Source organism: Pseudacidovorax intermedius (genome assembly GCF_003350475.1).
Classification (GTDB): Bacteria; Pseudomonadota; Gammaproteobacteria; order Burkholderiales; family Burkholderiaceae_C; genus Xenophilus; species Xenophilus intermedius.
This window is the reverse complement of the sequence record NZ_QQAV01000001.1, coordinates 855,187-880,326: the sequence shown is the minus strand read 5'-3', so window position 1 is coordinate 880,326 and position 25,140 is coordinate 855,187. Positions and strand designations below refer to the sequence as shown.

Genomic DNA, 25,140 nt, shown 5'->3' with positions numbered 1-25,140 from the left:
GAAAGACCGTGAATCCCGCTTTGACGCACGACGCAGAAGTTGTCCTGACTTGGCTCTTTTCTTTTATTTCAACATTAGTCGTCATAGATAAGGATGCACCCGGTCTGTGGATAACCATGGTTTTCGGCGGCCTGCCAAGGATTTGGCGCCGAGCGACGGATGTGGGCAACCTTGCGTCCGTGCTGTCGTGGGCGGGCGAACAACTGGGGCCGAAGCGCTCTCGCTGTGGATAAGAGGGCGCTTGTTCCACAGCCGTCCCCAGAGTTGTTCTTTGACAGGGCGTCCGCTTTCTGGCTGCCAAGTGCCAATGCCGGCCCAAACTATGCACTGCCAAAAAAATGAGCAGCCAAAGATAATTCTTGTAAATCAATGAGTTGCGTTGGCTTTACAAGGCAGTCCGACAGTTGCCCACAAAGTTGTCCAACGAATATGGGGACAGACGGCGTTTTCGGCGTCTCGTCGCCAGCGTCGCTTCGGTCGTTCTCCGCCCGACCGGTTGAGGCGCCCAATCGGATCGGCGCGCCGCCACGCCCCCACTTTTTTTGCGGGCGCCCGTTGTCCCTGTTTTCCTTCCTTCATCTTCAATATCTGAATAGTCGTAATAGATAAGGAAGCCGCCGGCCTGTGGAAAACCCACGAATCCCTCGGCCGGACAGGCATTTGGCCTTCCTTGGCCCATGTGGGCAGGGTTGCTTCGTGGATGTCGCACCGATGGGGACAAATGCCGGCCGTCCGCCCTCGGGTGTGGATAACCGGGCAGTTGTGCCGGATTCATCCCCACAGTTGTCCTTTGACAAGGGGGATGCAAATGTGGGATTGGGCTTTGGACGCCTTAAATATGCACTGCTGATTATTTGTGCAGATTGTTGAAAGCCCAGCAAAATCAAGGACTTGCACTGCCTTTACAAGACAACGCGCGAGTTGCCCACAAAGTTATCCAGTCCAGCTGGGGAGAAGCGGCCAACACGGCGTCTTGAGCGCCGTTCGGGGGGAGGGAGGCCGCTTTTCCACAAACGGAGGCCTTCCGCGGCTTCGCGCAAGCGTTCGTGTGGCGTGATGGAGGGTCGCGATGGGCGCATTCGCCCGGCCGGATCGCCGGGCCTGGGCGATCCGACGCGTGTTCAGCGCGGTAGGCCGCTTCTTGCGAGGTCTTCGAGGATGGGGCAATCGGGCCGATGGTCGCCCCGGCAGCCATGGACCAGGTGCGCGAGCGTGCCGCGCATGGCCTGGAGTTCGGCAATGCGCCGGTCCAGGTCGTCCAGGTGGGTGCGGGCAATGCGCTTCACCGCTGCGCTCGAGCGGCTGCGGTCATGCCAGAGGCCGACGAGCTGCTGGATCTCGTCGATGGAGAAGCCCAGGTCGCGGGCTCGCTTGATGAAACGGAGGGAGTGGACGTCGGCATCGCCGTAGAGGCGATAACCGGCGTCGGTGCGCGAGACGGCGGGTAGCAGCCCCAGCGTCTCGTAGTGACGCACCATGCGGGCCGACACGCCGGAGCGGGCGGCGGCCTGGCCGATGGTGAGCGGTGGGGCCGTCGCTGTGGACGGCGAAGAGGAACGGGGGGCCACGGCCGGACCGGGTTCCGTGAGGAAAAAGGCGTCAGCCCTGGACGGTATAGCCCGCTTCGCGGATCGCGTCCTGCAGTGCGGTGGAGGCTTCGGCGCTCTGCACCTCCACACGACCGGCGGGCAGATCGATGCGCACATCGGCATCGGGATCGACATCCTGGACCGCCTGGGTGACGGCACGGACGCAGTGTTGGCAGCTCATTCCGCTGACCTGGAAGACGTGGAGAGGAGAAGTCATGGAAAAAAACCTGTGAGAAGGCCTAAAAAAAAGGGAACACCCTGGAGTGTGGACCTTGACACGATGTGAAGGTCAAGGCAACAAAACCCTGTTGGCGCCGTGCTGCGCGTTTCCGATGTCCGTCGACGTGACGAGGACGTCTTGACCTTGCCACGGTGTCAAGCCGTAGCCTTGCGTCCATGAATGCAACTTCTATCGACACCGCGCCCGCCCCGGGGGCTGCGCAGACGCTGGACCTCGGCATCGGCGGCATGACCTGTGCCTCCTGTGTGTCCCGTGTGGAAAAGGCCCTGCGTCAGGTGCCGGGTGTGCAGGAGGCCAGCGTGAACCTGGCGACGGAATCGGCCCGCGTCCGCTGGTCGGGCGACGACGGTGCCGATGCCGCGCTCCGGTTGCGGCGCGCCGTGCGGCAGGCTGGCTACGAACCGCGCAGTGCCGAGGCGACGCAGGCAGAAGCGGAGGCGGGGCCGTGGGCAGGATTCGGCCCGGTGGCCGCGGCGCTGCTGCTGTCCTTTCCTCTGGTGCTGCCCATGATGGGGATGCCTTTCGGGCTGGACTGGATGCTGCCGGCCTGGCTGCAACTGCTGCTGGCGGCGCCCGTGCAGTTCGTGCTGGGGGCACGCTTCTACCGCGCAGGCTGGCACGCGGCCCGGGCGGGAACCGGCAACATGGACCTGCTGGTCGCCCTGGGCACCAGCGCCGCCTTCGGGTTGTCGCTGTGGCTCTGGTGGCGCGCCAGCCTGCATGACGCGCACGGCGGCGAACCCCATCTCTATTTCGAGGCCTCGTCGGTCGTGATCGCGCTGGTGCTGCTGGGCAAGTGGCTGGAGGCGCGGGCCAAGCGGCAGGCCACGTCGGCCATCCGCGCGCTGCAGCAGCTGCGGCCCGAGACGGCGCACCTGCTGCAGTCGCGTGGTCGCCGCACCGAGGAAAGCGATGTGCCGCTGGCCGAGGTGATGGTGGGCGACCGGCTGGCGGTGCGGCCCGGCGAACGCATCCCGGCCGACTCCCGCGTGCTGGAAGGCGAATCGGAAGTGGACGAATCCATGCTCACGGGCGAGCCGCTGCCCGTGGCCAAGTCGGCGGGTAGCCGGCTGACGGGCGGCTCGGTCAATGGCGCCGGCCGCCTGGTGGTGGAGGTGCTGGCCGTCGGCACGGAAAGCGTGCTCGCCCGCATCATCCGGCTGGTGGAGGACGCGCAAGCGGCCAAGGCGCCCATTCAGCGGCTGGTGGACCGGGTGGCCGCCGTGTTCGTGCCGGTCGTGCTGGGCCTGGCGCTGCTGACGCTGCTGGGCTGGCTGTTCCTGGGAGGTGTGCCGCTTGAAACGGCGCTGATCCACGCCGTGGCCGTGCTGGTGATCGCCTGCCCCTGCGCGCTGGGCCTGGCAACGCCGGTGGCGGTGATGGCCGGCACCGGCGTCGCCGCACGCCACGGCATCCTGATCAAGGACGCGACGGCGCTGGAACGCGCGCACCGGGTGGATACGGTGGCTTTCGACAAGACGGGCACGCTCACGCGCGGACAGCCGCAGCTCAGCCGGCTCGACGCCGTGGGGACGTTGGACGACGGGCAGGTGCTGCGCATCGCCGCCACGCTGCAGCAGGGCAGCGAACATCCGCTGGCGCGGGCGGTGATGGAGGCCGCGAATTCGCGAGGCCTATCGCCCGACGAGGCGCGTGAGGTTCGCGCCGTGCCGGGCCGCGGGATCCGCGCCGTGATCGACGGCGCGCCCTGGGCGCTCGCCAGCCTGCGCTGGTGCGAAGAGCTGGGTGCTGTGTTGCCCGCGGAGAAGGTCGAAGCCCTGTTGTCCACAGGTTCCTCGGTGTCCGCGCTGCTGCGCCTCGATGCGGAGGGTGAGCGGGTGAAGGCCATCGAGGCATTGCTCGGCTTCACCGACGAGCCCAAGCCGGGGGCGGCAGAGGCGGTGGCGGCCCTGCGTGCCCGGGGACTGCGGGTGGTGATGATCTCCGGCGACAACGCCCGGGCCGCGCAGGCGCTGGCCCGGCGCGTCGGCATCGCGGCCGAGGACGTGCGGGCACAGGTGCTGCCGGGCGACAAGGCGGCCGCCGTCGCGGCCTTGAAGGAAGGCGGCGCACGCGTGGTCGCCATGGTCGGCGACGGCGCCAATGACGCGCCGGCGCTGGCCGCGGCCGATGTGGGCCTGGCCATGGCCAACGGCACCGACGTGGCCATGGAAGCCGCGGGCATCACCCTGATGCGCGGCGACCTCGCCCTCGTGGAACAGGCCTTCGACCTGTCGGCCCGCACGGTGGCCAAGATCCGGCAGAACCTGTTCTGGGCCTTCGCCTACAACGTGGTCGGCATTCCGTTTGCGGCCTTCGGTCTGCTCAGCCCGGTGGTGGCCGGTGCGGCCATGGCGGCCTCGAGCGTCAGCGTGATGGCCAATGCGCTGCTGCTGAAAAGAAGCCGCTCACGCTGAGCGCGTCGAAGCGCCGCGCAAGGCTTCGACAGGCTCAGCCCGAACGGCTGGGGCGGAGGCATCGACGCCTGTCTGGCCCGCGCCTCAGCAAGCGCTCAGCTCAGCGTCGGATAGTCCGTGTAGCCCTTCTCGCCGCCGCCGTAGAAGGTCTTGGTGTCCGGCGTGTTGAGCGGGGCGTTCTCCTTCAGCCGGCGCACCAGGTCCGGGTTGGCGATGTAGGGGCGGCCGAAGGCGACCAGGTCGGCGCCCTTCTTCACCGCCTCTTCGGCCAGCTCGCGGGTATAGCCGTTGTTGACCATCCAGGCGCCCTTGCCGCCGGCCTCGCGGTAGGCCTTCTTCAGCGCCTCGTAGTCGAAGGGCCGGCCTTCCACTTCGCGCGGGCCACCGGTGGCGCCCTCGATCACGTGCACATAGGCCAGGCCCAGCGGGCCCAGCTGGCGTACCACGTGGTCGAACAGCGGCTGGGGATCGCTGTCGACGATGTCGTTGGCCGGCGTGACCGGCGACAACCGGATGCCCACCTTGCCGCCGCCCACCGCGTCGACCACGGCACGGGTGCATTCCAGCAGCAGGCGTGCGCGGTTCTCGATGCTGCCGCCGTAGTCGTCGGTGCGCTGATTGGCGCCGTCCTTGAGGAACTGGTCCAGCAGGTAGCCGTTGGCGGCATGGATTTCCACGCCGTCGAAGCCGCAGGTTTCCACCGCATTGCGGGCGGCGGCCGCGAAGGTGTGGACGATGCCGGGCAGCTCTTCCAGGTCCAGCGCGCGGGGCGTGGAGGTGGGCGCGAAGCTGCCGTTGCCCTGCGCGTCGATCAGGTAGGTCTTGGTCTTGGCGGCGATGGCCGAGGGTGCGACCGGCGGCCGGCCGTCGGGCTGCAGGCTGTCGTGCGAGACGCGGCCCACATGCCACAGCTGGGTGACGATCTTGCCGCCGGCCTCGTGCACGGCCTGCGTGACGCGCTTCCAGCCGTCCAGCTGCTCGGTGCCATACAGGCCCGGCACATCGGCATAGCCCTGGCCCTGGTGGCTGATGGCGGTGGCCTCGGTGATCAGCAGGCCGGCGGTGGCACGCTGCGCGTAATAGGTGGCGGTGATCGGCTTGGGGACGGCGTTGGGCGAACGGTTGCGCGTCAGCGGTGCCATCACGATGCGATTGGCGAGCTGGAGGTCGCCAGCCTGGACGGGGTCGAAGAGGGAAGAACTCATGGCTCGATCGATGTAGAGGTGAGGATGAGAAAGACGAAGGCGGCAGGGTAGGCCAGGGACAGTGACGGCGCCACGGCAGGGTTGTGGCTTTCGGTGTAGGCGTGCCGGCCGGACCGCCCAAAAAAAGGCGGGCGTCGCGCCTTGGCACGTCGCCCGCCCTGGTCGGCCAATGGACCCTGCCTTACTTCAGCAGTCCTTCGGCCTTGAGCGCTTCCTGCACGGCCGGACGTGCGCCCACGCGCGCATGCCAGGCCAGCAGGTGCTTGTAGGCGCTCAGGTCGATGTTCATCGGCTTGGCCCAGTTGACGGTGGTGAAGAGGTAGCCGTCGGCGACGCTGAAGTGCTCGCCCATCAGGTAGTCCTTGCCTTCCAGCTGGCTGTCCAGCCACTGGAAGCGGGTCTTGAGCTTGTCGGCGAAGACCTTCTTGGCCTCCTCGGGCACGGCCGGGTTGAACAGCGGGCTGAAGCCCTTGTGGATCTCGGTGCCGATGAAGGTCAGCCATTCCTGCAGGCGGTAGCGCTGCAGCGTGCCGTTGGCAGGTGCCAGGTTCTTGGCGGGCACCTGGTCGGCGATGTACTGCACGATGGCGGGGCCTTCGCGCAGGCGGGTGCCGTCGTCCAGTTCCAGCATCGGCACGTAGCCGAGCGGGTTGATGCCGTAGTAGTCGGTACCGTCCTGCAGCTTGTGCGACTTGGTGCTGGCGAGCACCGGCTCGAAGGCCAGGCCGGCCTCGCGCAGGGCGATGTGCGGGGAGAGCGAGCAGGCGCCGGGGGAGTAATACAGCTTCATGGAGAGGGCTCCTTCTGTTGGAAAAGGTCTGGAAGCGAGAGGGTGGCGTGCAGTCCGGTGGCGGCCTGCACGGCAGCGCGAATGTACTTGGATCGGCGCGCGAGCTTGTCCTACGGGGTCATGCGGGCGGCACTGTCCAGCTTGGTGCACAGGCCGCAACTACGCTTCAGGCACCGCGGCAGGCTCAGTCGAATGCTCGCCGCACAACGAGACGACAAAGGAGTCAACCATGCTCAAGTACGCACTGATCTTTGCCCTGATCGCCCTGGTGGCCGGTGCCCTGGGTTTCGGCGGTGTTGCTGCGGGTGCCGCTGGCATTGCCAAGCTGCTGTTCGGCCTGTTCCTGCTGATGGCCGTGGTGTTCGTGGTGCTCGCCGCACTGGGCGTGGGCGCTGCCAAGAAGGTGCTGGATTGAACACCGTGGACACGCTGGACATCCTCCGTTCCATTGCAGGGACGCGCCGGATCGGCGCGCTGGTGTCGCCCAAGGAGCGGGTACGTCATGTGATCGACGTCACCCAGCGCAATTGGCAGCTGCCTGTAAGCCGGCGCAAGCGCGCCGTGACCGCAGCGGCCCAGCCGATCCGCGAACTGGTCACGGCCTGATTCGCCGGACCTCGGGGGCCGGGGTCCCCCTCACCGACAAAAGAGCGCAGGTGATCCCTGCGCTCTTTTGTTTTTGGGGCCGGTCCGCGCACCCTTCGGCCGACGAAGGGATTGCGCCTTTTTCTAGAATGTACAAAACGCCGATTTTGTACATTCATGCACACCCTTCCCCTGAGTGAGTTCCGTGCCAATGCGTCGGCCATGCTCGATCTCGTCGAGCGTGGCGAGCGCGTGCGCATCCTGCGCCACGGCCGGCCGGTGGCCGACCTGGTACCGGTGGGCGAGGCGGCCGAGCCAGTGGCCCGCGTCCCGCGCTGGAAGCAACCCATCGAACCGCTGCAGCTGGTACGCCCCGACGGCCGCACGGGCGCCCAGCTCATCATCGACGAGCGCGAGCGGGGCGCCTGAAGCATGCGCGTGCTGTTCGATGCCTCGGCGCTGGCCAAGCGCTACATCGCCGAACCTGGCCGGGAGCAACTGCTCGCACTGAGCGCCCAGGCCTCGGCCGTGGTGGTGGCGGCCCATTGCAAGGCCGAGATTGCCAGCGCCCTCAACCGGCAGCGCCACGAAGGCGTGCTGGCCGATGAAGACTACCGCCGCATCATGGCAGTCATCCACGAAGACTTTGCCGAGCTGGAGTGCATGGCCATGGACCGGCGCGTCGAGGCGCTGGCCATGGCGGCCATGGAAGCGACCCGGCTCCATGCCTTCGATGCACTGCCCATCGGCACGGCACAGGCGGCCGGCGTCGACCTGTTCGTGACGGCCGACCGGCGCCAAGCGGCTGCGGCCGCCGCCGTCGGCTTGCGCACCGAATTGATCGACGCCTGAGATCCCTTTTTTCGAGACATTCACATGTACATCCATCCCGATTCCTTCGACGTGATCGTCGTCGGTGGCGGCCACGCCGGCACCGAGGCGGCGCTGGCCGCAGCCCGAATGGGCTGCCGCACGCTGCTGCTCACGCACAACATCGAGACCCTCGGCCAGATGAGCTGCAATCCGTCCATCGGCGGCATCGGCAAGGGCCATCTGGTCAAGGAAGTGGACGCCCTGGGCGGCGCCATGGCCATCGCGACCGACGAGGCGGGCATCCAGTTCCGCATCCTCAATTCCAGCAAGGGACCGGCCGTGCGCGCCACTCGGGCGCAGGCGGACCGCATCCTGTACAAGGCCGCCATCCGGCATCGGCTGGAGAACCAGCCCAACCTCACGCTGTTCCAGCAGGCCGTGGACGATCTGCTGCTGGAGGGCGACCGCGTGGTCGGCGCCGTCACGCAGGTGGGCGTTGCCTTCCGCGCGCGGGCGGTGGTGCTGACGGCGGGCACCTTTCTGGATGGCCGCATCCACGTCGGACTGGACAACTACCAGGCCGGCCGGGCAGGGGACCCACCTGCGGTCAGCCTGTCGGCGCGGCTCAAGGAACTCAAGCTGCCGCAGGGACGCCTGAAGACCGGCACGCCGCCGCGCATCGATGGCCGCACCATCGACTTTTCGCAGTGCACGGAGCAGCCGGGCGACGGCATGCCCGGGGGCGGCAATCCCGCCATGCCGGTGTTCAGCTTCATGGGCCGGGCCGACATGCATCCGCAGCAGATGCCGTGCTGGATCACGCACACCAATGCGCAGACGCACGACATCATCCGCTCGGGCTTCGATCGTTCGCCCATGTTCACCGGCCGCATCGACGGTGTGGGCCCCCGCTACTGCCCGAGCGTCGAAGACAAGATCAATCGCTTCGCGGACAAGGACAGCCACCAGATCTTCCTGGAGCCCGAAGGCCTGACCACACACGAGTACTACCCCAACGGCATTTCCACAAGCCTGCCCTTCGACATCCAGCTCGCCATGGTGCGCAGCATGCCGGGCCTGCAGAACGCACACATCCTGCGCCCGGGCTACGCGATCGAATACGACTACTTCGACCCGCGCGGCCTGAAGAGCAGCTTCGAGACGCGCGCGATCCAGGGCCTGTTCTTTGCCGGGCAGATCAACGGCACCACGGGCTACGAGGAGGCCGCGGCGCAGGGCCTATTCGCCGGGCTGAATGCCGCGCTGCTGTGCCAGGAGAAGGAGGCCTGGGTGCCCCGGCGGGACGAGGCCTACCTGGGCGTGCTGGTGGATGACCTGATCACCAAGGGTGTGACCGAGCCCTACCGCATGTTCACGAGCCGGGCCGAGTTCCGGCTCCAGCTGCGCGAGGACAACGCGGACATGCGCCTGACCGAGGCGGGCCGGGTGCTGGGGCTGGTGGGCGAGGCGCAATGGGACGCCTTCTGCCGGAAGCGCGACGCTGTTTCACGTGAAACAGAGCGGCTCAAATCGACCTGGGTGAATCCCCGCAACCTGCCGGCCAGCGAGTCCGAACGTGTGCTGGGCAAGGCCATCGAGCACGAATACAACCTGGGCGATCTGCTGCGCCGGCCGAACATCAGCTACGACAGCCTGTTGTCGCTGGACGGCGGCAAGTACCGGCCCGCGCAGCCGCTGGCGCCGGACGAAGTGGAGCAGGTGGAGATCGCGGCCAAGTACGCGGGCTACATCGAAAAGCAGCACGAAGAAGTGCAGCGCGCCGCGCACTTCGAGAGCCTGCGCCTGCCGGACGACCTCGACTACATGCAGGTCCAGGCACTCAGCATCGAGGTGCGGCAGAAGCTCAGCAAGCATCGGCCGGAAACCCTGGGGCAAGCGTCGCGCATCTCCGGCATCACGCCTGCGGCGATTTCCTTGTTGATGATTCATCTGCGCAAGGGTGGCTACAAGGCCTTCCAGCAGAAGGACACGGAGACGGTGCCCGCATGAGTGTCGTGAGCCAAGCGAAACGCGAACAACTGGAGGAGGGCGCCCGAACGCTGGGACTGGACTTGACCGATGCGCAGATCGGTCAGCTGCTGGACTACGGCAGTGCCATCCTCAAGTGGAACAAGGTCTACAACCTCACGGCGCTACGCGATCCGGCGCTGGTCATCACGCACCACCTGCTGGACAGCCTTGCTGCGATTCCAGCCCTGGGGCGACAGCAACCGGGGGAAGGGCGCCTGCTGGACGTGGGCTCGGGCGCCGGCCTGCCCGGGGTCGTGATCGCCATTTGCCGTCCCGACCTGGAAGTGCATTGCCTGGATGCGGTCGCCAAGAAGATGGCTTTTGTCCAGCAGATGGCCGGCGCCCTGCGATTGCCCCGACTTCGCGGTCTCCACGCGCGCGTGGAGACGCTGGAGGGACGCTACGACGTGATCACTTCGCGCGCTTTTGCGTCGCTGGTCGATTTCGTGGATGGCTCTGCCCAGCTTCTGACTCCCGCGGGCATCTGGATGGCGATGAAGGGAAAGCAACCGGACGAGGAGATCGAGCGGCTTCAGGCCTCCGTGGATGTGTTTCACGTGGAACAACTTATTGTCCCCGGCCTGGACGCCGAGCGCTGCATCGTCTGGATGCGCAAAAAACAAAGCTGACTTGCCTGCAAGCGGCTGCCAAACGGCAGCTCCGTCGCCTTGCTCGCGTAGACTCGCCGCTCCCTCCCGCAGCTCACTCCCATGTTCGGCATCTCCGACTACGGCGCCTTTGTCGCCGCCATCCTCGTGTTCCTGGCCATTCCCGGTCCGGGCAACCTGGCCTTGGTGAGTTCCACGGCCAAGGGCGGCGTGCGTGGGGGTCTGGCGGCCACGCTGGGCGTGATCCTGGGCGACCAGGTGCTGATGTGGTCCGCCGTCGCGGGCGTGGCTGCGCTGCTGGCCGCCTATCCTGCAGCCTTCCATGCCGTGCAATGGCTGGGCGCCGGCTACCTCGCCTGGATGGGGCTGCGGATGCTGCGGGCCCGCCCGGGTGACAAGGCCGTGATCGACATCCGTCCGGGCCACTACCTGCGGCAGTCGCTGGCGATCACCCTCCTGAATCCCAAGGCCATCGTGTTCTACATGGCCTTCTTCCCGCTCTTCATCGATCCGGCCCACCACCGGGGCATGCTGACCTTCGCTGCGATGTCGTTGACGATCGCGGCCCTCACTTTTGGCTACGGACTGGTGGCCGTGCTGCTCACCCGCCATCTGGCCGACAAGCTGCGCGCCAACCGCCGCCTGTCCAGCCTGCTCGAAAAGACAGCGGGTGGTGTGCTGGTGGCTTTCGGCGTCAAGCTGGCACTGAGCCAGTAAACCCTCCCACCCCGCCGCCGACATCAGGAATCCAAGCGACATGGCCCGCATCTTCTGCATCGCCAACCAAAAGGGTGGGGTGGGCAAGACCACCACCACCGTCAACCTCGCCGCCGGCCTGGCGAAGGTCGGCCAGCGTGTGCTGATGATCGACCTGGATCCGCAGGGCAACGCGACCATGGGTTCGGGCATCGACAAGCGCAGCGCCGAGTACACCGTCTACGACGTGCTGCTCGAATCGGCCTCGGTGGCCGAAGCCAGGGTGTCGGTGGAGGCCTGCGGCTACGACGTGCTGCCCGCCAACCGCGAGCTGGCGGGCGCCGAGGTGGAGATGGTCGCCCTGGACCGCCGCGAGAAGCGTCTGCGCACCGCGCTGGCCGCCGTTGGCGCCGAGTACGACTTCGTGCTCATCGATTGCCCGCCCTCGCTCAGCCTGCTGACGCTCAATGGCCTGTGCGCCGCCCATGGCGTGATCGTGCCCATGCAGTGCGAATACTTCGCGCTCGAAGGCCTGACCGATCTGGTCAACACCATCAAGCAGGTGCACGCCAACCTCAACAAGAACCTGCAGATCATCGGCCTGCTGCGGGTGATGTTCGATCCGCGCATCACCCTCCAGCAGCAGGTGAGCGACCAGCTGAAGGCGCATTTCGGCGACAAGGTGTTCGACACCGTCATTCCCCGCAATGTGCGCCTCGCCGAGGCGCCGAGCTATGGCCTGCCCGGCGTGGTCTTCGACGCCGGCGCGCGCGGCAGCCAGGCCTATGTGGCCTTCGCCGAGGAACTGGTGCGCAAGATGCCGCCGGCCAGCGCCCTGGCCGCGCCCACGCCGCCCGCACCGCAGACGGTGCCGGTGCTGCATGCCGTGGCGGGCGAGGAGCAGGCGGACGCGGCCCCGGACGAGGCGGGCGACGCGCCTCCGTCGGCCGCCTGATCGCTACGCTTTTCATAGCAATGAATCCACATCCTACCGAGCCGGTAAACGTGTTCCTGCTGCCAGGTTGGCAGAACAGCGGACCCGGCCACTGGCAGACGCGCTGGGAGGCGCTGCATGGCGACCACCGCGTCGAGCAGCACGACTGGATGCGCCCGCTGCGCGGCGACTGGTGCGCGCGGCTGGAGGAGGAGATCCTCGCTGCGCCTGGGCCGGTGGTGCTGGCCGCTCACAGCCTGGGCTGCATCCTGACCGCGGCCTGGGCCGCCCATTCGCGCCACACGGCCCGCGTGCGTGGCGCGCTGCTGGTGGCGCCCGGCGACGTCGAGCGCGAATCGCTGCGCCACCAGATTCCCGGCTGGGCGCCCATCGTGCGCCAGGCCTTGCCCTTCCCGGCCGTGCTGGTGGGCGCCACCAACGACCCTTACTGCGACGCCGACAAGGCCCGCGAACTGGCGCGCCACTGGGGCGCCCGCTTCGTGGATGCCGGCGCCTGCGGCCATCTCAATGCCGACTCGGGCCTGGGCGACTGGCCGGAAGGCCGCGCCCTGCTGGATGCGCTTATCCGCCCCCCGCAACCCACTTCTTCTCCCTGCTGATGGCAACCAAGAAACCCAAGGGCCTCGGACGCGGCCTCGAAGCCCTGCTGGGCCCCGCCGCGGGCCGCAATACCGACGACGCGGCCACGGCCGAGGCAGAGTCCACCACGCCGCGCCACAACGGCAATCCCAGCACCCTGGCCCTGAACCAGATGGTGGCGGGCGTCTACCAGCCTCGCACCCGCATGGACGAGGGCGCGTTGTACGAGCTGGCCGAGAGCATCAAGGCCCAGGGCATCATGCAGCCGATCCTGGTGCGCCGGCTCGATGCCGAGCAGGCCGCCGCCAAGAACGCCGAATACGAAATCATCGCCGGCGAGCGGCGCTTCCGCGCCGCGAAGATCGCGGGCCTGGACAGCGTGCCCGTGTTGGTGCGCGACGTGCCCAACGAGGCCGCCGCGGCCATGTCGCTGATCGAGAACATCCAGCGCGAGGACCTCAACCCGCTGGAAGAGGCCCAGGGCCTGCAACGGCTGGTGAGCGAGTTCGGCCTCACGCACGAACAGGCCGCCCAGGCCGTGGGCCGTTCGCGCAGCGCGGCCAGCAATCTGCTGCGCTTGCTCAACCTGGCCGATCCAGTGCAGGGCCTGCTCATGGCCGGCGACCTGGACATGGGCCATGCCCGCGCACTGCTGGCCCTGGACCGTGCCGCGCAGATCACCGCCGCCAACCAGATCGTGGCCCGCAAGCTGTCGGTGCGCGAGACGGAGGGCCTGGTCAAGAAGCTGTCCGCCGAATTCAGTCTGCAGCCCCAGGCCCAGCGCGCAGCCCCCGAGAAGCCGCGCGACCTGCAGCGCGTCGAGGAAGAACTGGCCGACCTGCTCACCGCCGCCGTCGAGGTGCGCATCAAGAAGCAGAGCAAGCGCGGCGGCCAGACGCAGATGAGCGGCGAACTGGCGATCCACTTCGGCTCGCTGGATGCGCTGAATGGCCTGATCGAACGGCTGCGTGGCTCCACGGCGGGATAGGCGACCCGCAAGATGGGCGCGGCAGTTCTATGCCGCCGCCTTCCACTTTCGTCGGATGCGGGGTGCACAGGCGCACCGATAAGCTGCGGCCGCACCGTCTGCCCTGGCACGACGGCATGTCTCCAACCCGCGAGAGGCCGACCATGAATTCGACGACGCCCATTCTTCCCCGCCTTGCCCTGGCATTGACCGGCCTGCTGGCCTTGGCCGGTTGCCAGACCACCGACCTGCAGATGGGCAGCCAGTCCGCCAAGACCGTGGCCACCGGCGGCGCGGCGGGTGGCACCAGCGTCAATGCCAGCGGCCAGTTGGAGCGCTGCGAGTCGCCGCTGGGCACCGTCTCCCTCATCGAGAACCAGTCGGCCGGCTGGTACACGGTGCTGACCAACCAGTACAAGCTGCCGCCCACGGCCACCCTGCTGCGCCTCCTGATCCAGCAGTCCAACTGCTTCGTGGTGGTGGAGCGCGGCGCCGCCGGCATGAACGCCATGAGCCGCGAGCGCGCGCTGATGCAGTCGGGCGAGATGCGCCAGGGAAGCAACTTCGGCCGCGGCCAGATGGTGGCCTCGGACTACGGCCTGTCGCCCGAGGTCGTCTTCAACAACAACGACGCGGGTGGCATCGGCGGCACGCTGGGCGGCCTGATCGGCGGCAACCGGGGCCGCGCCCTGGCGGCCGTGGGCGGCAGCATGCAGACCAAGGAAGCCAGCACGATGCTGACCCTGATCGACAACCGCTCGGGCGTGCAGATCGCGGCGGCCGAGGGCAGCGCCTCCAAGACCGACTTCGGCGCCATGGGCTCGCTCTTCGGCAGCCGGGCGGGCGGTGCGGTGGGGGGCTACGCCAACACGGCCCAGGGCAAGGTGATCAGCGCTGCCTTCATGGATGCCTACAACCAGATGGTGGTGTCGCTGCGCAACTACCAGGCGCAGACGGTGCGGGGCCAGGGTCTGGGCGGTGGTGGCCGGTTGGGCGTGGATGGCGGCGTCGCGCCGTCGCAGACCTCGGCGCCGCGGCAGAAGAAGTAAGGGCGGGGCCGGTGGACGCCGGCTTTTTCCCGCAACCGTTCGGGCTGAGCTCGTCGAAGCCGCGGCCCGCCACGGCATGCGCTTACAGGCTGAAGATCTTGCCCGGGTTGAGGATGTTCTTCGGGTCCAGCGCCTTCTTCAGCGTGCGCATCATGGCCACCGCGCCTTCGCCGGCCTCGTCGATCAGGAAGCCCATCTTGTGCAGGCCGATGCCATGCTCGCCGGTGCAGGTGCCGCCCATGGCGATGGCGCGCGACACCAGGTTGTGGCTCAGCTGCTCGGCGCGCAGGCGCTCGTCGGGGTCGTGCGGATCGATCAGGTAGCCGAAGTGGAAGTTGCCGTCGCCCACATGACCCACCAGGAAGTAGGGGATGCCGCTGGCGTCCACCTCGTCCACCGAGGCCAGCAGGCAGTCGGCCAGGCGCGAGATCGGCACGCAGGTGTCGGTGGTCACGGCGCGGCAGCCGGGGCGCGACTGCACGGCCGCGAAGTAGGCGTTGTGCCGCGCCGTCCACAGCCGGGTGCGCTCCTCCGGCGTCGTGGCCCATTCGAAGTCGTTGCCACCCATCTCGCTGGCGATGGCCTGCACCGTCTCGGCCTGCTCCTGCACGCCGGCGGGCGAGCCGTGGAACTCCATCAGCAGCATCGGCTGCTCGCGCAGATTCAACCTGGAGTGGGCATTGACCATGCGCACCGAGTTCACGTCGATCAGCTCCACCCGCGCGATCGGCACGCCCAGCTGGATGACCTGGATGGTGGTGCGCACCGCCGCCTCGATGCTCGGGAAGGAGCAGATGGCGGCCGACACTGCCTCGGGCAGCGGATAGATGCGCAGGGTGATCTCGGTGGCGATGCCCAGCGTGCCTTCGCTGCCCACGATCAGTCGCGTGAGGTCGTAGCCGGCCGAGGACTTGCGCGCGCGCGTGCCGGTGCGAATGGTCTCGCCGCTGGCCGTCACCACCTCCAGCGCCAGCACGTTCTCGCGCATGGTGCCGTAGCGCACGGCATTCGTGCCGCTGGCGCGTGTGGCCGTCATGCCGCCGATGCTGGCATCCGCGCCCGGGTCGATGGGAAAGAAGAGGCCGATGGAACGCAACTCCTCATTGAGTTGCCGACGGGTCACACCCGGCTGCACGGTCACCGTGAGGTCCTCGGCGTTGACCGCCAGCACCTGTTTCATGCGCGACAGGTCGATGCTGATGCCGCCCTGCACGGCCAGCAGGTGGCCTTCCAGCGAAGAGCCCACGCCGAAGGGGATCACAGGCACGTCCGCGTCCGACGCGAGCTTCACCGCATCGGCCACGTCGCGCGTGCTTTCGGCAAAGACGACGGCGGCAGGCGGCGGCACGTCGAAGGGGGACTCGTCGCGCCCATGCTGCTCGCGCACGGCCATCGCCGTGGAACATTGCGCGCCGAAGCGCTCGCGCAGCGCGGCCAGCAGCGACTCGGGCACCGGGCGCGGTGCTACGGCGGGATGCAGGCGGGCGAGGTCGGCGGGGGCGTTCATGGGGTGTCTCCTTCAGGCTGCCGGGCGTATGCCGGCGCGGTCTACCATTCTAGGAACCGCAGTCAAGGAAGGATTCCGCATGGGCAACCGCCTCACCCAGATCGCCACCCGCACCGGCGACGACGGCAGCACCGGCCTGGGCGACAACACCCGCGTCTCCAAGGGCCACCTGCGCGTGCATGCCATGGGCGATGTGGACGAGCTCAACTCCCACATCGGCCTGTTGCTGTGCGAGCCGCTGCCCGCCGACGTGCGCGAGCTGCTGGTCGATGTGCAGCACCAGCTCTTCAACCTCGGCGGCGAACTGGCCATGCCCGGCTACACGCTGCTCAAGGACGAGGCGCTGCTGCAGCTGGACCAGGCGCTGGAGACGCACAACGCCACGCTGCCGCGCCTGGCCGAGTTCATCCTGCCCGCCGGCACGCGCGCCGCCGCGCAGGCCCATGTGTGCCGCACCGTGGCCCGCCGGGCCGAGCGGGCCATCGTCGCGCTGGGCGCGGTGGAGGTGGTCAACGACGCGCCGCGGCGCTACCTCAACCGGCTCTCGGACCTGCTCTTCGTGCTGGCCCGCGTGCTGAACCGCGTGGATGGCGGCGATGACGTCTACTGGAAGAGCGAGCGCATGGCGCGCGCGGCGCAGGACGCATCGACCTCCGGCGACTGACCCCACCGCATGCGCCTGCGCCACATCGAGGTCTTCAATGCCGTGATGCTCACCGGCAGCGTGAGCGCGGCGGCGCGGCTCATCAACGTCACGCAGCCGGCGGTCAGCCGCACGCTGCAGCATGCCGAGCTGCAGCTGGGCTTCGCGCTTTTCCGGCGTGCCAAGGGGCGGCTCATTCCCACGGCCGAGGCGCAGGCGCTCTATCCACGCATCGAGCGGCTGTTCGCGCAGCTCGACGAGGTGCAGCGCCTGGCCAGCCAGCTGCGCCATGGCGGCGAAGTGGCGGGCGAGCTGCGCATCCTGGCGGTGATGGCGCTGACCCACGAGGTGCTGCCGCGCGCGCTGGTCGCCTTCCGTGCCAAGCATCCGGCGGTCGCGATCCGCGTGGAGGCCCTGCACACGCCGCAGATCGTCTCGGCCCTGCTGCTGCGCGAGGCGGACATCGGCTTCGCCTTCAGTGCGCTGCCGCATGCGGGCCTGGTGAACGAGCCGGTGGCCGACAGCCGCATGGTCTGCGTGGCGCCGCGCGGCCTGCTGCCGGCGGCGTTGGTGAAGGCGGGGCGCCTGTCGCTGCCCGACCTGGCCGACGTGCCGGTGATCGCGCTGGATGGCCGCGATCCGCTCGGCCTGGGCGTGGCCCAGGCCTGCCGCGAGGCCGGCGTCGGCCTGCAGGCGGTGGTCACGGTGCAGACCTACCACGCGGCACTGGCCATGGCCCACCACGGCCTGGGCGCGGCCCTGGTGGATGGCTGCACGGCGCTGTCGGCCGACCCGGCCAAGGTCGACCGCCTGGCGCTGGTGCCGGCCTTGCCGGTGCCGGTGCGCGTGCTGCGGGCCGAGCAGGCGGGCGAGTCGGTGCCCATGCGCACGCTGCTCGCGTGTGTAAGACAAGTCCTGACGGCGTCCACCCCGGAATTGGGATAAAAAGCGAACGGTCGTTCGCATCGTCGGCTCTGCCCTGGAGCCGGCCCGTGGGCGGCACGCATTCCTCATCCAAAGGACTCTTCCATGCAGAGACAACAACGACTCCTCCAGACTCTGACCCTCGCCGCCCTGGGTGGCCTGGCCGCCACCCCGGCGCTGGCCCAGCAGGCGGGCGACTGGGTCATGGGCGCCGGCTGGCTCCATTTCTCCCCGCGCGACTCCAGCAAGCCGCTGACGGTGACCTCGCCCATTCCCAGCGTGGTGCCAGGCTCCGGCGCCGGTGTCAGCAGTGCCGACACCCTGGGGCTGAGCGCCGTCTACTTCATCGACCCGAACTGGGCGGTGGAAGGCGTGCTCGGCGTGCCGCCCAAGTTCAAGCTCAATGGCGAAGGCACGCTGGCGCGGGTCGGCCAGCTGGGCGAGGCGCGGCAGTGGAGTCCCACGATCCTGGGCAAGTACTACTTCGGCAACGGCAACGACGCCTTCCGGCCCTTTGTCGGCGCAGGCGGCACCTATGTCTGGTACAGCGACGTGAGCCTCACGCCGGGCCTGCAGGGCGCCGTCGGCGGCCTGGCCGGTCGCCCACCGCTCAGCACCGTCACCTCGGCCAAGCTCGACAGCTCCTTCGCCCCGGTGTTCAACGTGGGCGCGGCCTGGCAGTTCGACCGCCACTGGGGCATCTCGCTGTCGGTATCGTACATCCCGCTGAAGACCAAGGCGACGCTGACCACGACGACTGCGACCGGCCTGCCGCTGCTCACCAGCGAGGCGCGGCTCAAGCTCAACCCCGTGGTGACCTACCTGTCGGCCACCTACCGCTTCTGACGCGGCCCAGGGGCGTGCGCAGGCCACCGTCGTGCCCGCGGACGGGCATGCCGGCGCCGCTCCCGTGGTTTCTTCAGGCCGATACCAGGGCGGTGTCCGCCGCCAACAGGTGTGCCACCTGGCGCGCCGTGCCGAAGGCCAGCGTGAAGCCCAGCGCGCCATGGCCGACGTTGAAGAGCACGTTGGCCGGCGCACGCCCGGCGCGGCCCACCACCGGCAGTCCGCTTGGCGTGGCCGGCCGTAGGCCCGCCCAGGGCTGCGGGTCGGCGCCCTGCACCGCAGCCTGCGGAAACACCGCCTGCGTGGCCGCTTGCAGCGTGGCGATGCGCGCGGGCGGGATGCGCAGGTCCTCCCCCACCAGCTCCGCCATGCCGGCCACGCGCAGGCGCTGGCCGATGCGCGCGAACACCGTCTTGCGTGCCGTGTCCGTCACGCTCACCACCGGCGCCGCGCCCGGCGTGTCGTGCACCGGCAGCGTGATGCTGTAGCCCTTGAGGGGGTATACCGGCAGGTAGGCGCCCAGCATGCGGCCGAAGCGCGCCGCGGTGGCGCCGACGGCGACCACGAAGGCATCGGCGGCGATGGCGCCTTGCTCGCGCGTGCGCACCGCCCTCGCACGGCCACGCGAGGCTTCGAAGCCCTGCACCTCGGCCGTGATGAACTGCACGCCGCGCGCCTGCAGGGCCGCAGCGAGCGCCTGGCACACCTTCAGGCAATCGGCCACGCACTCGCTTGCGGTGTAGACGGCACCGGCGAAACGGCCGCGATAGCCGGCGAGGGCGGGCTCCAGCGCGACGGCCTCGTCCGGCGTCACCACGCGCTGCGCCGCGCCACCCAGCGATTGCTGCAGCGCCACCTGCCGGCGTGCCGCCTCCACGCCCGCGGCACTGCCGTAGAGCACCAGCTTGCCGGCCTCGGCAAAGTCGCAGTCGGGCTGAAGCTGCGCGCGCATGGCCTCGAAGCCCTCGCGGCTCGCAGCGGCCAGCTGCAGCAGGGCCTGCGTCGTGCGTGCCGCGCTGCGGTCGTTGCAGGCCGCCATGAAGCCCAGTCCCCAGCGCCACTGCTGCGGGTCCAGCTGGGGGCGCAGCTTCAGCGGCGAATCGGCCGAGAACATCAGGTGCGGCAACTGGCCCCAGATGGAGGCATCGGCCAGCGGCGCCACATAGGAGTAGCTCAGCTGCGCGCCATTGCCGCTGCTGGTGCCGCTGCCGGGCGCCGCGCGGTCCACCACCGTCACGGTGTGGCCCTGGGCCTGGACTTCCCACGCGGTGGCCAGGCCGACGATGCCGGCGCCGAGGATGCAGATGTGCATGGTGGTGTGCGGACGGAGGAGAGGGGACAACGCGGAAGAGGGCGGCGGGCTGGCCCGTCAGGGTGAACCCGCACTCTACGGAGCGTGCCTGCGCACCGCCAATGCCAAAGCCATCCAGGGCCATGCCGCGAGCTCATGGGGGGCGGCGCGCATCCATAAGCTTTGGGCATGGCCAGCCGCGAAAAAACCATGAGCGGCGGCCCGGTCCTGCGGCCACACTGGCCGGCGCCTTGCTTGGGTTCCTGACGAGTCCGTCTTCTTCCGTCGTGCTCGCTTCCTTCACACGCATCTTCGACAGAAAGGTTTCCATGAAGCTTTCCCCCCTCATGATCGCCGCCCTGCTGGGCATCGCCGGCCTGCAGGCCGCCCAGGCCCAGGGCCAGGACACGCTGGCCAAGATCGACAAGGACAACAAGATCACCCTGGCCTACCGCGAGTCCTCGGTGCCCTTCAGCTACCTGGAAGCGCCCGGCAAGCCCATCGGCTTCGCGGTGGAACTGAGCAATGCCGTGGTGGCCGAGGTCAAGAAGCAGCTCAACAAGCCCAACCTGGAAGTGGCGCTGATGCCCGTCACCTCGCAGAACCGCATCCCGCTGCTGACCAACGGCACCATCGACCTGGAGTGCGGCTCCACCACCAACAACACCGCCCGCGGCAAGGACGTGGCCTTCGCCATCAACCACTTCTACACCGGCACCCGCGCGCTGGTGAAGAAGAGTTCCAACATCAAGGACTGGGCCGACCTCAAGGGCAAGAAGGTGGCCATCACCACCGGCACCACCAACATGCTGGTCGTGCGCAAGTACAACGAGGAGAAGAAGCTGGACCTGGACATCATTGGCACCAAGGACCATGCCGATGCGCTGCTGCTGGTCGAGAGCGACCGCGCCGCGGCCTTCCCGATGGACGACATCCTGCTCTTCGGCCTCAAGGCCAACGCCAAGGACCCGGCCAGCCTGGAGGTGGTGGGCGAGGCGCTGCAGGTGGAGCCCTATGCCTGCATGCTGCGCAAGGACGATCCGAAGTTCAAGGCGCTGGTGGACGGCGTCTTCACCGGCCTCATGAAGTCGGGCGAGTTCGAGAAGATGTACGCCAAGTGGTTCATGGGCCCGATCCCGCCGAAGAACCAGGCCATCGGGCTGCCGATGAGCAAGGAGCTGAAGGACAACCTCAAGGCGCTGAGCGACAAGCCAGCGACATGAGCTCGCCCCCCAGGCTGCGCGGCACTGCGTGCCGCTTCGCCGACCCCCCTGCCGGGGGGCGCTCCCAGCGGCCCGGCAGAGCCGGTTCCGCGGGAGCCGCCGGTATGGCCTGCTCCGCGGCCTCCTGTGCAGTCGTGGGGTCGAGGTTGCCGGCGAGCGGATGATCCTGCGTTCGCTACCTGCCAATTGAAAGAGCCTCCCGCGGGAGGCTCTTTTGCATGGGTTCGGCGGGTGAGTCGGGCTCAGCGCTTCTTGTGCGCGTCCATGCCCTGGGCCAGCAGCTGGCGGGCCTGTTCCACGTTTTCGTTGACGCGCTGGCGCACGATCTCGAAAGCCTCGGCCTGGGACTTGGCGGTCAGGTCGGCCAGTTCGCGGATGTCTTCCAGCGCCTGCTGGAAGCCGGCGCGGCCCATGCTGTCGATCTTGCCGAGCTGGGCCTTCATGTCCTGGCCGGGCATCGCCTGCAGCGTGTCGCGCCACTGCTCGATGGACTGCTTGAGCATCTCGGTCTGGCGCTGCACCACGGTCTGCAGGCCCTCGCGCGCCATCGCGCTGGCCTTGACCATCGCCTCCATGTCCTTGCGGCCGTTCTCCAGCAGCAGGGCGGCCGTGCCGGTCACGTCCATGCCCTGCATGCGCTGGGCCATCTCCTGCAGCGACTTGGAGGCCGCCTCCTGCATGCCGGCCAGCGCGGCCATGGGATCGGGCAGCGGGCCGGCGCCGCCGGCGGATGTGGACGAGGAGGTCTTGCGGGTGGCCATCGGGCGTCTCTCCATTCGGTGAATACGGTGGAGCGGCCACGATAACCGCAGCCGCCGCGGGCGCAAAGCCCGGGCGTCAGCGGGCGGCGGGCGTGGAGCCGGCGGTCGGCAGGTCCGGCAGCTCGATCTTGACCTCGAGCACTTCCAGCGCGTCCTGCTTCTCCAGGTGCACCTTGATGTCCTCGGCCTTGATCGACACGTACTTGGAGATCACCTCCAGCAGTTCGCGCTGCAACTGCGGCAGGTAGTCGGGCCGGCGCGCGTTGATGCCGCGCTCGTGGGCCAGGATGATCTGCAGCCGTTCCTTGGCGACGGCCGCGGACTTCTTCTTCTCGCCCAGCAGGAAGGAGAGGAAGGACATGCGCCTTACCTCCCGAAGATTCGCTTGAAGAAGCCGGGCTTGGCCGCTTCGGTGAAACGCATGGGACGGTCTTCGCCGAGGAAGCGCGCCACCACGTCCAGGTAGGCCTGGGCCACGTCGCTCTCCTTGTCATGCACCGCCGGGATGCCCTGGTTGGAGGCCTGCAGCACCGACTCCGACTCCGGGATCACGCCGATCAGCGGAATGCGCAGGATGTCCTGGATGTCCTCCAGCGACAGCATCTGGCCGTCGGCCACGCGCGTGGGGTTGTAGCGGGTGATGAGCAGGTGCTCCTTGATCGGGTCCGCCCCGTCCTTGGCGCGCTTGGTCTTGGAGCTGAGCATGCCCAGGATGCGGTCGGAGTCGCGCACCGAGGACACCTCGGGGTTGGTCACCACCAGCGCCTCGTCGGCGAAGTGCATGGCCATCAGCGCGCCGGTCTCGATGCCGGCGGGCGAGTCGCAGACGATGTAGTCGAAGTCCATCGTCTTGAGCTCTTCGAGCACGCGGCCCACGCCTTCCTGCGTCAGCGCTTCCTTGTCGCGCGTCTGCGAGGCGGCCAGCACGAACAGGTTGTCGCACAGCTTGTCCTTGATCAGGGCCTGCGTCAGGTTGGCCTCGCCCTGGATCACGTTGACGAAGTCGTACACCACGCGGCGCTCGCAACCCATGATCAGGTCCAGGTTGCGCAGGCCCACGTCGAAGTCGATCACGGCCGTCTTCTTGCCCGCGAGGGCCAGGCCCGATGCGAAGCTCGCGCTGGAGGTCGTCTTGCCGACGCCGCCCTTGCCCGAGGTCACCACCACGATCTTGGTCATTTGCCTGAATCCTTTTTTGACTGGTTCGCGCCGCTTGTTGCGCTGGGGAATGGGGGGTTTTTTGCGGGGAGCCATCAACCGGTGATGGCTTCCAGCAGAAGCTTGTCGTCCTGCAGGCGGATCTGCGCGGGCTTGCCGGCCACGTCCGCGGGCAGTGCCACCTCCGAGGTGCGGTACACGCCGGCCACGGCCACCAGCTGCGCGTCGAGGCAGGTGGTGAAGATGCGCGCACCCGTGTCGCCGCGCGCCCCGGCGATGGCCTTGCCGCGCAGCGGCGCGTACACATGCACGTTGCCGTCGGCGATGACCTCGGCGCCGAAGCTCACGAGGCCGGTGACGATCACGTCGCCGCCGCGGGCATACACCTGCTGGCCCGAGCGCAGCGGCCGGTCGATCAGCAGCGTGCCGCCCTGCGGCACCGGCACCTCGCGCACGATCTGCGGCGCGGGGCTGGGCGGCTCGGGCGGCCGGGCGGGGGCCGGGCTGGGCAAGGCAGCGATGGCCAGGCCCGCGGCGCGCGCGGCCTGGGCATGGCGCGCATCGGCGCCGCGCACGGCCACCGGCTGGGTCTGGTGCCGCGCGAGGATGGTGCGCAGCTTCCTGAAGTCGATGCTGCGGGCGGCCTCGTCCTCGGGCAGCTGGGAGAGGTCGATCACCACCGGCTCCTGCTCGAAGAAATCGGGCGAGTCGGCCAGCTGCGCGTCGAGCGCAGCCGTCAGCACGGACAGGTCGGCGGTCTTGAGGATCACCGCCACCAGGGGCAGCGTGGCACTCTTGAATTCGAAAACCGCGCGTGCGCGTGCGGCGGAAGCATCGGCCATCGAGGGACGGTGGGGAGAAATGGAGGATGAATGAAAAAAAGTTTCGCCAGAACGGCGAAACCTTCGAAGTCTAACGGCGCAGCACCGCCTGGCGGCGCTGCGCAGGGGGCCTCAATGTGACCGGGCGTTTGCGCCGCGGCCCAGCATGGCCCACAGCAGCAGGGCCCCGAAGGTGGCGGTGCCGATGCCGCCCAGCGCGAACTGGCCGAAGCGCAGCGTGAAGTCGCCCGTGCCCAGGATCAGCGTGATCGCGGCGACGATCAGGTTGCGGTTGTCCGAGAAGTCCACCCGGTTGTCGACCCAGATCTTGGCGCCGGCCACAGCGATCAGGCCGAACACCACGATCGACACGCCGCCCATCACCGGCAGCGGAATGGCCTGGATCAGCGCGCCGAACTTGGGACTGAAGCCGAGCACCAGCGCGATGACGGCCGCCACCACGAACACGGCGGTGGAGTAGATGCGCGTGGCGGCCATGACGCCGATGTTCTCGGCATAGGTGGTGACACCCGTGCCGCCGGCCGAACCGCTCACCATGGTGGCCAGGCCGTCGCCCATGAAGGCGCGGCCGATCAGCGGGTCGAGGTTGCGGCCGGTCATGGCCGTGACGGCCTTGAGGTGGCCAAGGTTCTCGGCCACCAGGATGATGGCCACCGGCGCGATCAGCAGCATGGCGCCGGTGTCGAAGCGCGGGCCGGTGAAGGCCGGCATGCCGACCCAGGCCGCGGCGGCCACGCCCGACAGGTCCAGCGGCTTGCCCATGCCCAGGCCATTCGCCAGCACGGCATAGACCACGCTGGCCAGCAGCAGGCCGGCCAGGATCAGCAGGCGCTGCAGCATGCCGCGCGCGAACACGGCCACCAGGCCCACGCACAGGAAGGTCATGGCCTGCATCCAGCTGTCGAAGTTGCCGGCCGCCATGTTCTTGATCGGCACGCTCGCCAGATTGAGGCCGATCACCGCCACCACCGCGCCGGTGACCACCGGCGGCATGAAGCGCTCGATCCAGCCGGTGCCGATGGCCTGCACCAAGAGGCCGATGCCGAAGTACACCAGCCCGCAGACGATGATGCCGCCCAGCGCCACCGGCAGGTTGGCGTTGGGCCCCTGGCCGCCATAGCCGGTCGCGGCGATCACTACGCCGATGAAGGCGAAGCTCGAGCCCAGGTAGCTGGGCACACGGCCGCCCGTGAGCAGGTAGAACAGCAGCGTGCCCAGACCGCTCATCAGGATGGCCACGTTGGGGTTAAAGCCCATCAGGATGGGCGCCAGCACCGTGGCGCCGAACATGGCGATGACGTGCTGCACGCCCATGGCGCCGGTCTGCGGCCAGGACAGGCGCTCATCGGGCGCGACGACGGTGTTGCCGGTCATGGCGACTTCGCGCCACTGGAAAAGGCTCATGGGTTTCTCCTCGGAG

The 25,140-nt window shown here is 68.4% G+C and carries 27 protein-coding genes; 16 read left to right on the top strand and 11 right to left on the bottom strand.

Annotated elements, in window-relative coordinates; all coding sequences use genetic code 11:
- Positions 1-1,121: 1,121 nt before the first annotated feature.
- On the bottom strand, positions 1,122-1,568 hold the full coding sequence (gene cueR, locus DFR41_RS03875; RefSeq protein ID WP_170159289.1) for a Cu(I)-responsive transcriptional regulator: 447 nt from the start codon (positions 1,566-1,568) through the stop codon (positions 1,122-1,124).
- A gap of 31 nt (positions 1,569-1,599) precedes the next feature.
- Complete coding sequence (locus DFR41_RS03870) at positions 1,600-1,806, bottom strand: heavy-metal-associated domain-containing protein (RefSeq protein ID WP_043118535.1); 207 nt, start codon at positions 1,804-1,806, stop codon at positions 1,600-1,602.
- 179 nt (positions 1,807-1,985) lie between these two features.
- On the opposite strand from DFR41_RS03870, the gene DFR41_RS03865 reads away from it, so the two are divergent.
- Positions 1,986-4,247 carry a heavy metal translocating P-type ATPase gene (locus DFR41_RS03865; RefSeq protein ID WP_114801746.1) on the top strand — a complete coding sequence of 754 codons (2,262 nt, stop codon included), beginning with the start codon at positions 1,986-1,988 and terminating at the stop codon, positions 4,245-4,247.
- A gap of 95 nt (positions 4,248-4,342) precedes the next feature.
- Here DFR41_RS03865 and DFR41_RS03860 read toward each other — a convergent pair whose 3' ends face one another.
- Positions 4,343-5,452, bottom strand: coding sequence for an alkene reductase (locus tag DFR41_RS03860; protein WP_114801745.1), 1,110 nt, complete (start codon positions 5,450-5,452; stop codon positions 4,343-4,345).
- Positions 5,453-5,633: 181 nt separating this feature from the next.
- The gene (gstA, locus tag DFR41_RS03855) at positions 5,634-6,242 is read right to left on the bottom strand and encodes a glutathione transferase GstA (protein WP_017757153.1); all 609 of its coding nucleotides are present in this window, start codon (positions 6,240-6,242) and stop codon (positions 5,634-5,636) included.
- Positions 6,243-6,471: 229 nt separating this feature from the next.
- Here gstA and DFR41_RS03850 point away from each other — a divergent pair, with 229 nt between their 5' ends.
- From DFR41_RS03850 to DFR41_RS03800, 11 genes are all read left to right on the top strand, one after another.
- Positions 6,472-6,657, top strand: a complete 186-nt coding sequence (locus DFR41_RS03850; RefSeq protein WP_114801744.1) for a DUF1328 family protein — start codon at positions 6,472-6,474, stop codon at positions 6,655-6,657.
- The gene (locus DFR41_RS03845) at positions 6,654-6,848 is read left to right on the top strand and encodes a hypothetical protein (RefSeq protein ID WP_017760148.1); all 195 of its coding nucleotides are present in this window, start codon (positions 6,654-6,656) and stop codon (positions 6,846-6,848) included. Before DFR41_RS03850 ends, DFR41_RS03845 begins: the two co-directional genes overlap by 4 nt.
- 156 nt (positions 6,849-7,004) lie before the next feature.
- Positions 7,005-7,256 carry a type II toxin-antitoxin system Phd/YefM family antitoxin gene (locus DFR41_RS03840; RefSeq protein WP_017760147.1) on the top strand — a complete coding sequence of 84 codons (252 nt, stop codon included), beginning with the start codon at positions 7,005-7,007 and terminating at the stop codon, positions 7,254-7,256.
- Positions 7,257-7,259: 3 nt separating this feature from the next.
- A complete protein-coding gene (locus DFR41_RS03835; RefSeq protein WP_114801743.1) occupies positions 7,260-7,679 on the top strand; it encodes a type II toxin-antitoxin system VapC family toxin in 420 nt (139 codons plus the stop codon).
- A gap of 24 nt (positions 7,680-7,703) precedes the next feature.
- Complete coding sequence (gene mnmG, locus DFR41_RS03830) at positions 7,704-9,650, top strand: tRNA uridine-5-carboxymethylaminomethyl(34) synthesis enzyme MnmG (protein WP_114801742.1); 1,947 nt, start codon at positions 7,704-7,706, stop codon at positions 9,648-9,650.
- Positions 9,647-10,300: a 16S rRNA (guanine(527)-N(7))-methyltransferase RsmG gene (gene rsmG / locus DFR41_RS03825; RefSeq protein ID WP_017760144.1), complete on the top strand. Its 654-nt coding sequence runs from the start codon at positions 9,647-9,649 to the stop codon at positions 10,298-10,300. The genes mnmG and rsmG overlap by 4 nt, the downstream gene beginning before the upstream one ends.
- Positions 10,301-10,381: 81 nt before the next feature.
- On the top strand, positions 10,382-10,996 hold the full coding sequence (locus DFR41_RS03820) for a LysE family transporter (protein ID WP_114801741.1): 615 nt from the start codon (positions 10,382-10,384) through the stop codon (positions 10,994-10,996).
- A 40-nt stretch (positions 10,997-11,036) separates the two neighbouring features.
- Entirely contained in the window at positions 11,037-11,930 is an 894-nt protein-coding gene (locus tag DFR41_RS03815; protein ID WP_170159309.1) for a ParA family protein, read from the top strand.
- Between the two features lie 20 nt (positions 11,931-11,950).
- Complete coding sequence (locus tag DFR41_RS03810; RefSeq protein ID WP_114801740.1) at positions 11,951-12,529, top strand: RBBP9/YdeN family alpha/beta hydrolase; 579 nt, start codon at positions 11,951-11,953, stop codon at positions 12,527-12,529.
- Positions 12,529-13,497, top strand: a complete 969-nt coding sequence (locus DFR41_RS03805) for a ParB/RepB/Spo0J family partition protein (protein ID WP_114801739.1) — start codon at positions 12,529-12,531, stop codon at positions 13,495-13,497. Before DFR41_RS03810 ends, DFR41_RS03805 begins: the two co-directional genes overlap by 1 nt.
- Before the next feature lie 143 nt (positions 13,498-13,640).
- On the top strand, positions 13,641-14,525 hold the full coding sequence (locus DFR41_RS03800) for a CsgG/HfaB family protein (RefSeq protein WP_114801738.1): 885 nt from the start codon (positions 13,641-13,643) through the stop codon (positions 14,523-14,525).
- An 82-nt stretch (positions 14,526-14,607) separates the two neighbouring features.
- Here the strand turns inward: DFR41_RS03800 and DFR41_RS03795 are convergent, their stop codons facing one another.
- On the bottom strand, positions 14,608-16,032 hold the full coding sequence (locus DFR41_RS03795; protein ID WP_114801737.1) for an FAD-binding oxidoreductase: 1,425 nt from the start codon (positions 16,030-16,032) through the stop codon (positions 14,608-14,610).
- A gap of 79 nt (positions 16,033-16,111) precedes the next feature.
- On the opposite strand from DFR41_RS03795, the gene DFR41_RS03790 reads away from it, so the two are divergent.
- From DFR41_RS03790 to DFR41_RS03780, 3 genes are all read left to right on the top strand, one after another.
- Complete coding sequence (locus DFR41_RS03790; RefSeq protein WP_017760137.1) at positions 16,112-16,696, top strand: cob(I)yrinic acid a,c-diamide adenosyltransferase; 585 nt, start codon at positions 16,112-16,114, stop codon at positions 16,694-16,696.
- 9 nt (positions 16,697-16,705) lie between these two features.
- The gene (locus DFR41_RS03785) at positions 16,706-17,620 is read left to right on the top strand and encodes a LysR family transcriptional regulator (protein WP_114801736.1); all 915 of its coding nucleotides are present in this window, start codon (positions 16,706-16,708) and stop codon (positions 17,618-17,620) included.
- Between the two features lie 84 nt (positions 17,621-17,704).
- On the top strand, positions 17,705-18,445 hold the full coding sequence (locus tag DFR41_RS03780; RefSeq protein WP_017757385.1) for an OmpW/AlkL family protein: 741 nt from the start codon (positions 17,705-17,707) through the stop codon (positions 18,443-18,445).
- 73 nt (positions 18,446-18,518) lie between these two features.
- On the opposite strand, the gene DFR41_RS03775 is transcribed toward DFR41_RS03780, so the two are convergent.
- The gene (locus tag DFR41_RS03775; RefSeq protein WP_114801735.1) at positions 18,519-19,757 is read right to left on the bottom strand and encodes a D-amino acid dehydrogenase; all 1,239 of its coding nucleotides are present in this window, start codon (positions 19,755-19,757) and stop codon (positions 18,519-18,521) included.
- 308 nt (positions 19,758-20,065) lie between these two features.
- Here DFR41_RS03775 and DFR41_RS03770 point away from each other — a divergent pair, with 308 nt between their 5' ends.
- On the top strand, positions 20,066-20,959 hold the full coding sequence (locus tag DFR41_RS03770) for a transporter substrate-binding domain-containing protein (protein ID WP_114801734.1): 894 nt from the start codon (positions 20,066-20,068) through the stop codon (positions 20,957-20,959).
- A gap of 242 nt (positions 20,960-21,201) precedes the next feature.
- Here the strand turns inward: DFR41_RS03770 and phaP are convergent, their stop codons facing one another.
- The 5 genes from phaP to DFR41_RS03745 form a co-directional block, all read right to left on the bottom strand.
- Entirely contained in the window at positions 21,202-21,720 is a 519-nt protein-coding gene (phaP, locus tag DFR41_RS03765) for a TIGR01841 family phasin (RefSeq protein WP_017759338.1), read from the bottom strand.
- A gap of 76 nt (positions 21,721-21,796) precedes the next feature.
- Entirely contained in the window at positions 21,797-22,081 is a 285-nt protein-coding gene (minE, locus tag DFR41_RS03760) for a cell division topological specificity factor MinE (RefSeq protein WP_017759337.1), read from the bottom strand.
- A 5-nt stretch (positions 22,082-22,086) separates the two neighbouring features.
- Entirely contained in the window at positions 22,087-22,899 is an 813-nt protein-coding gene (gene minD, locus DFR41_RS03755; protein ID WP_114801733.1) for a septum site-determining protein MinD, read from the bottom strand.
- A gap of 74 nt (positions 22,900-22,973) precedes the next feature.
- The gene (gene minC / locus DFR41_RS03750; RefSeq protein ID WP_114801732.1) at positions 22,974-23,720 is read right to left on the bottom strand and encodes a septum site-determining protein MinC; all 747 of its coding nucleotides are present in this window, start codon (positions 23,718-23,720) and stop codon (positions 22,974-22,976) included.
- 111 nt (positions 23,721-23,831) lie between these two features.
- A complete protein-coding gene (locus DFR41_RS03745) occupies positions 23,832-25,124 on the bottom strand; it encodes a solute carrier family 23 protein (RefSeq protein ID WP_114801731.1) in 1,293 nt (430 codons plus the stop codon).
- Positions 25,125-25,140: the final 16 nt, after the last annotated feature.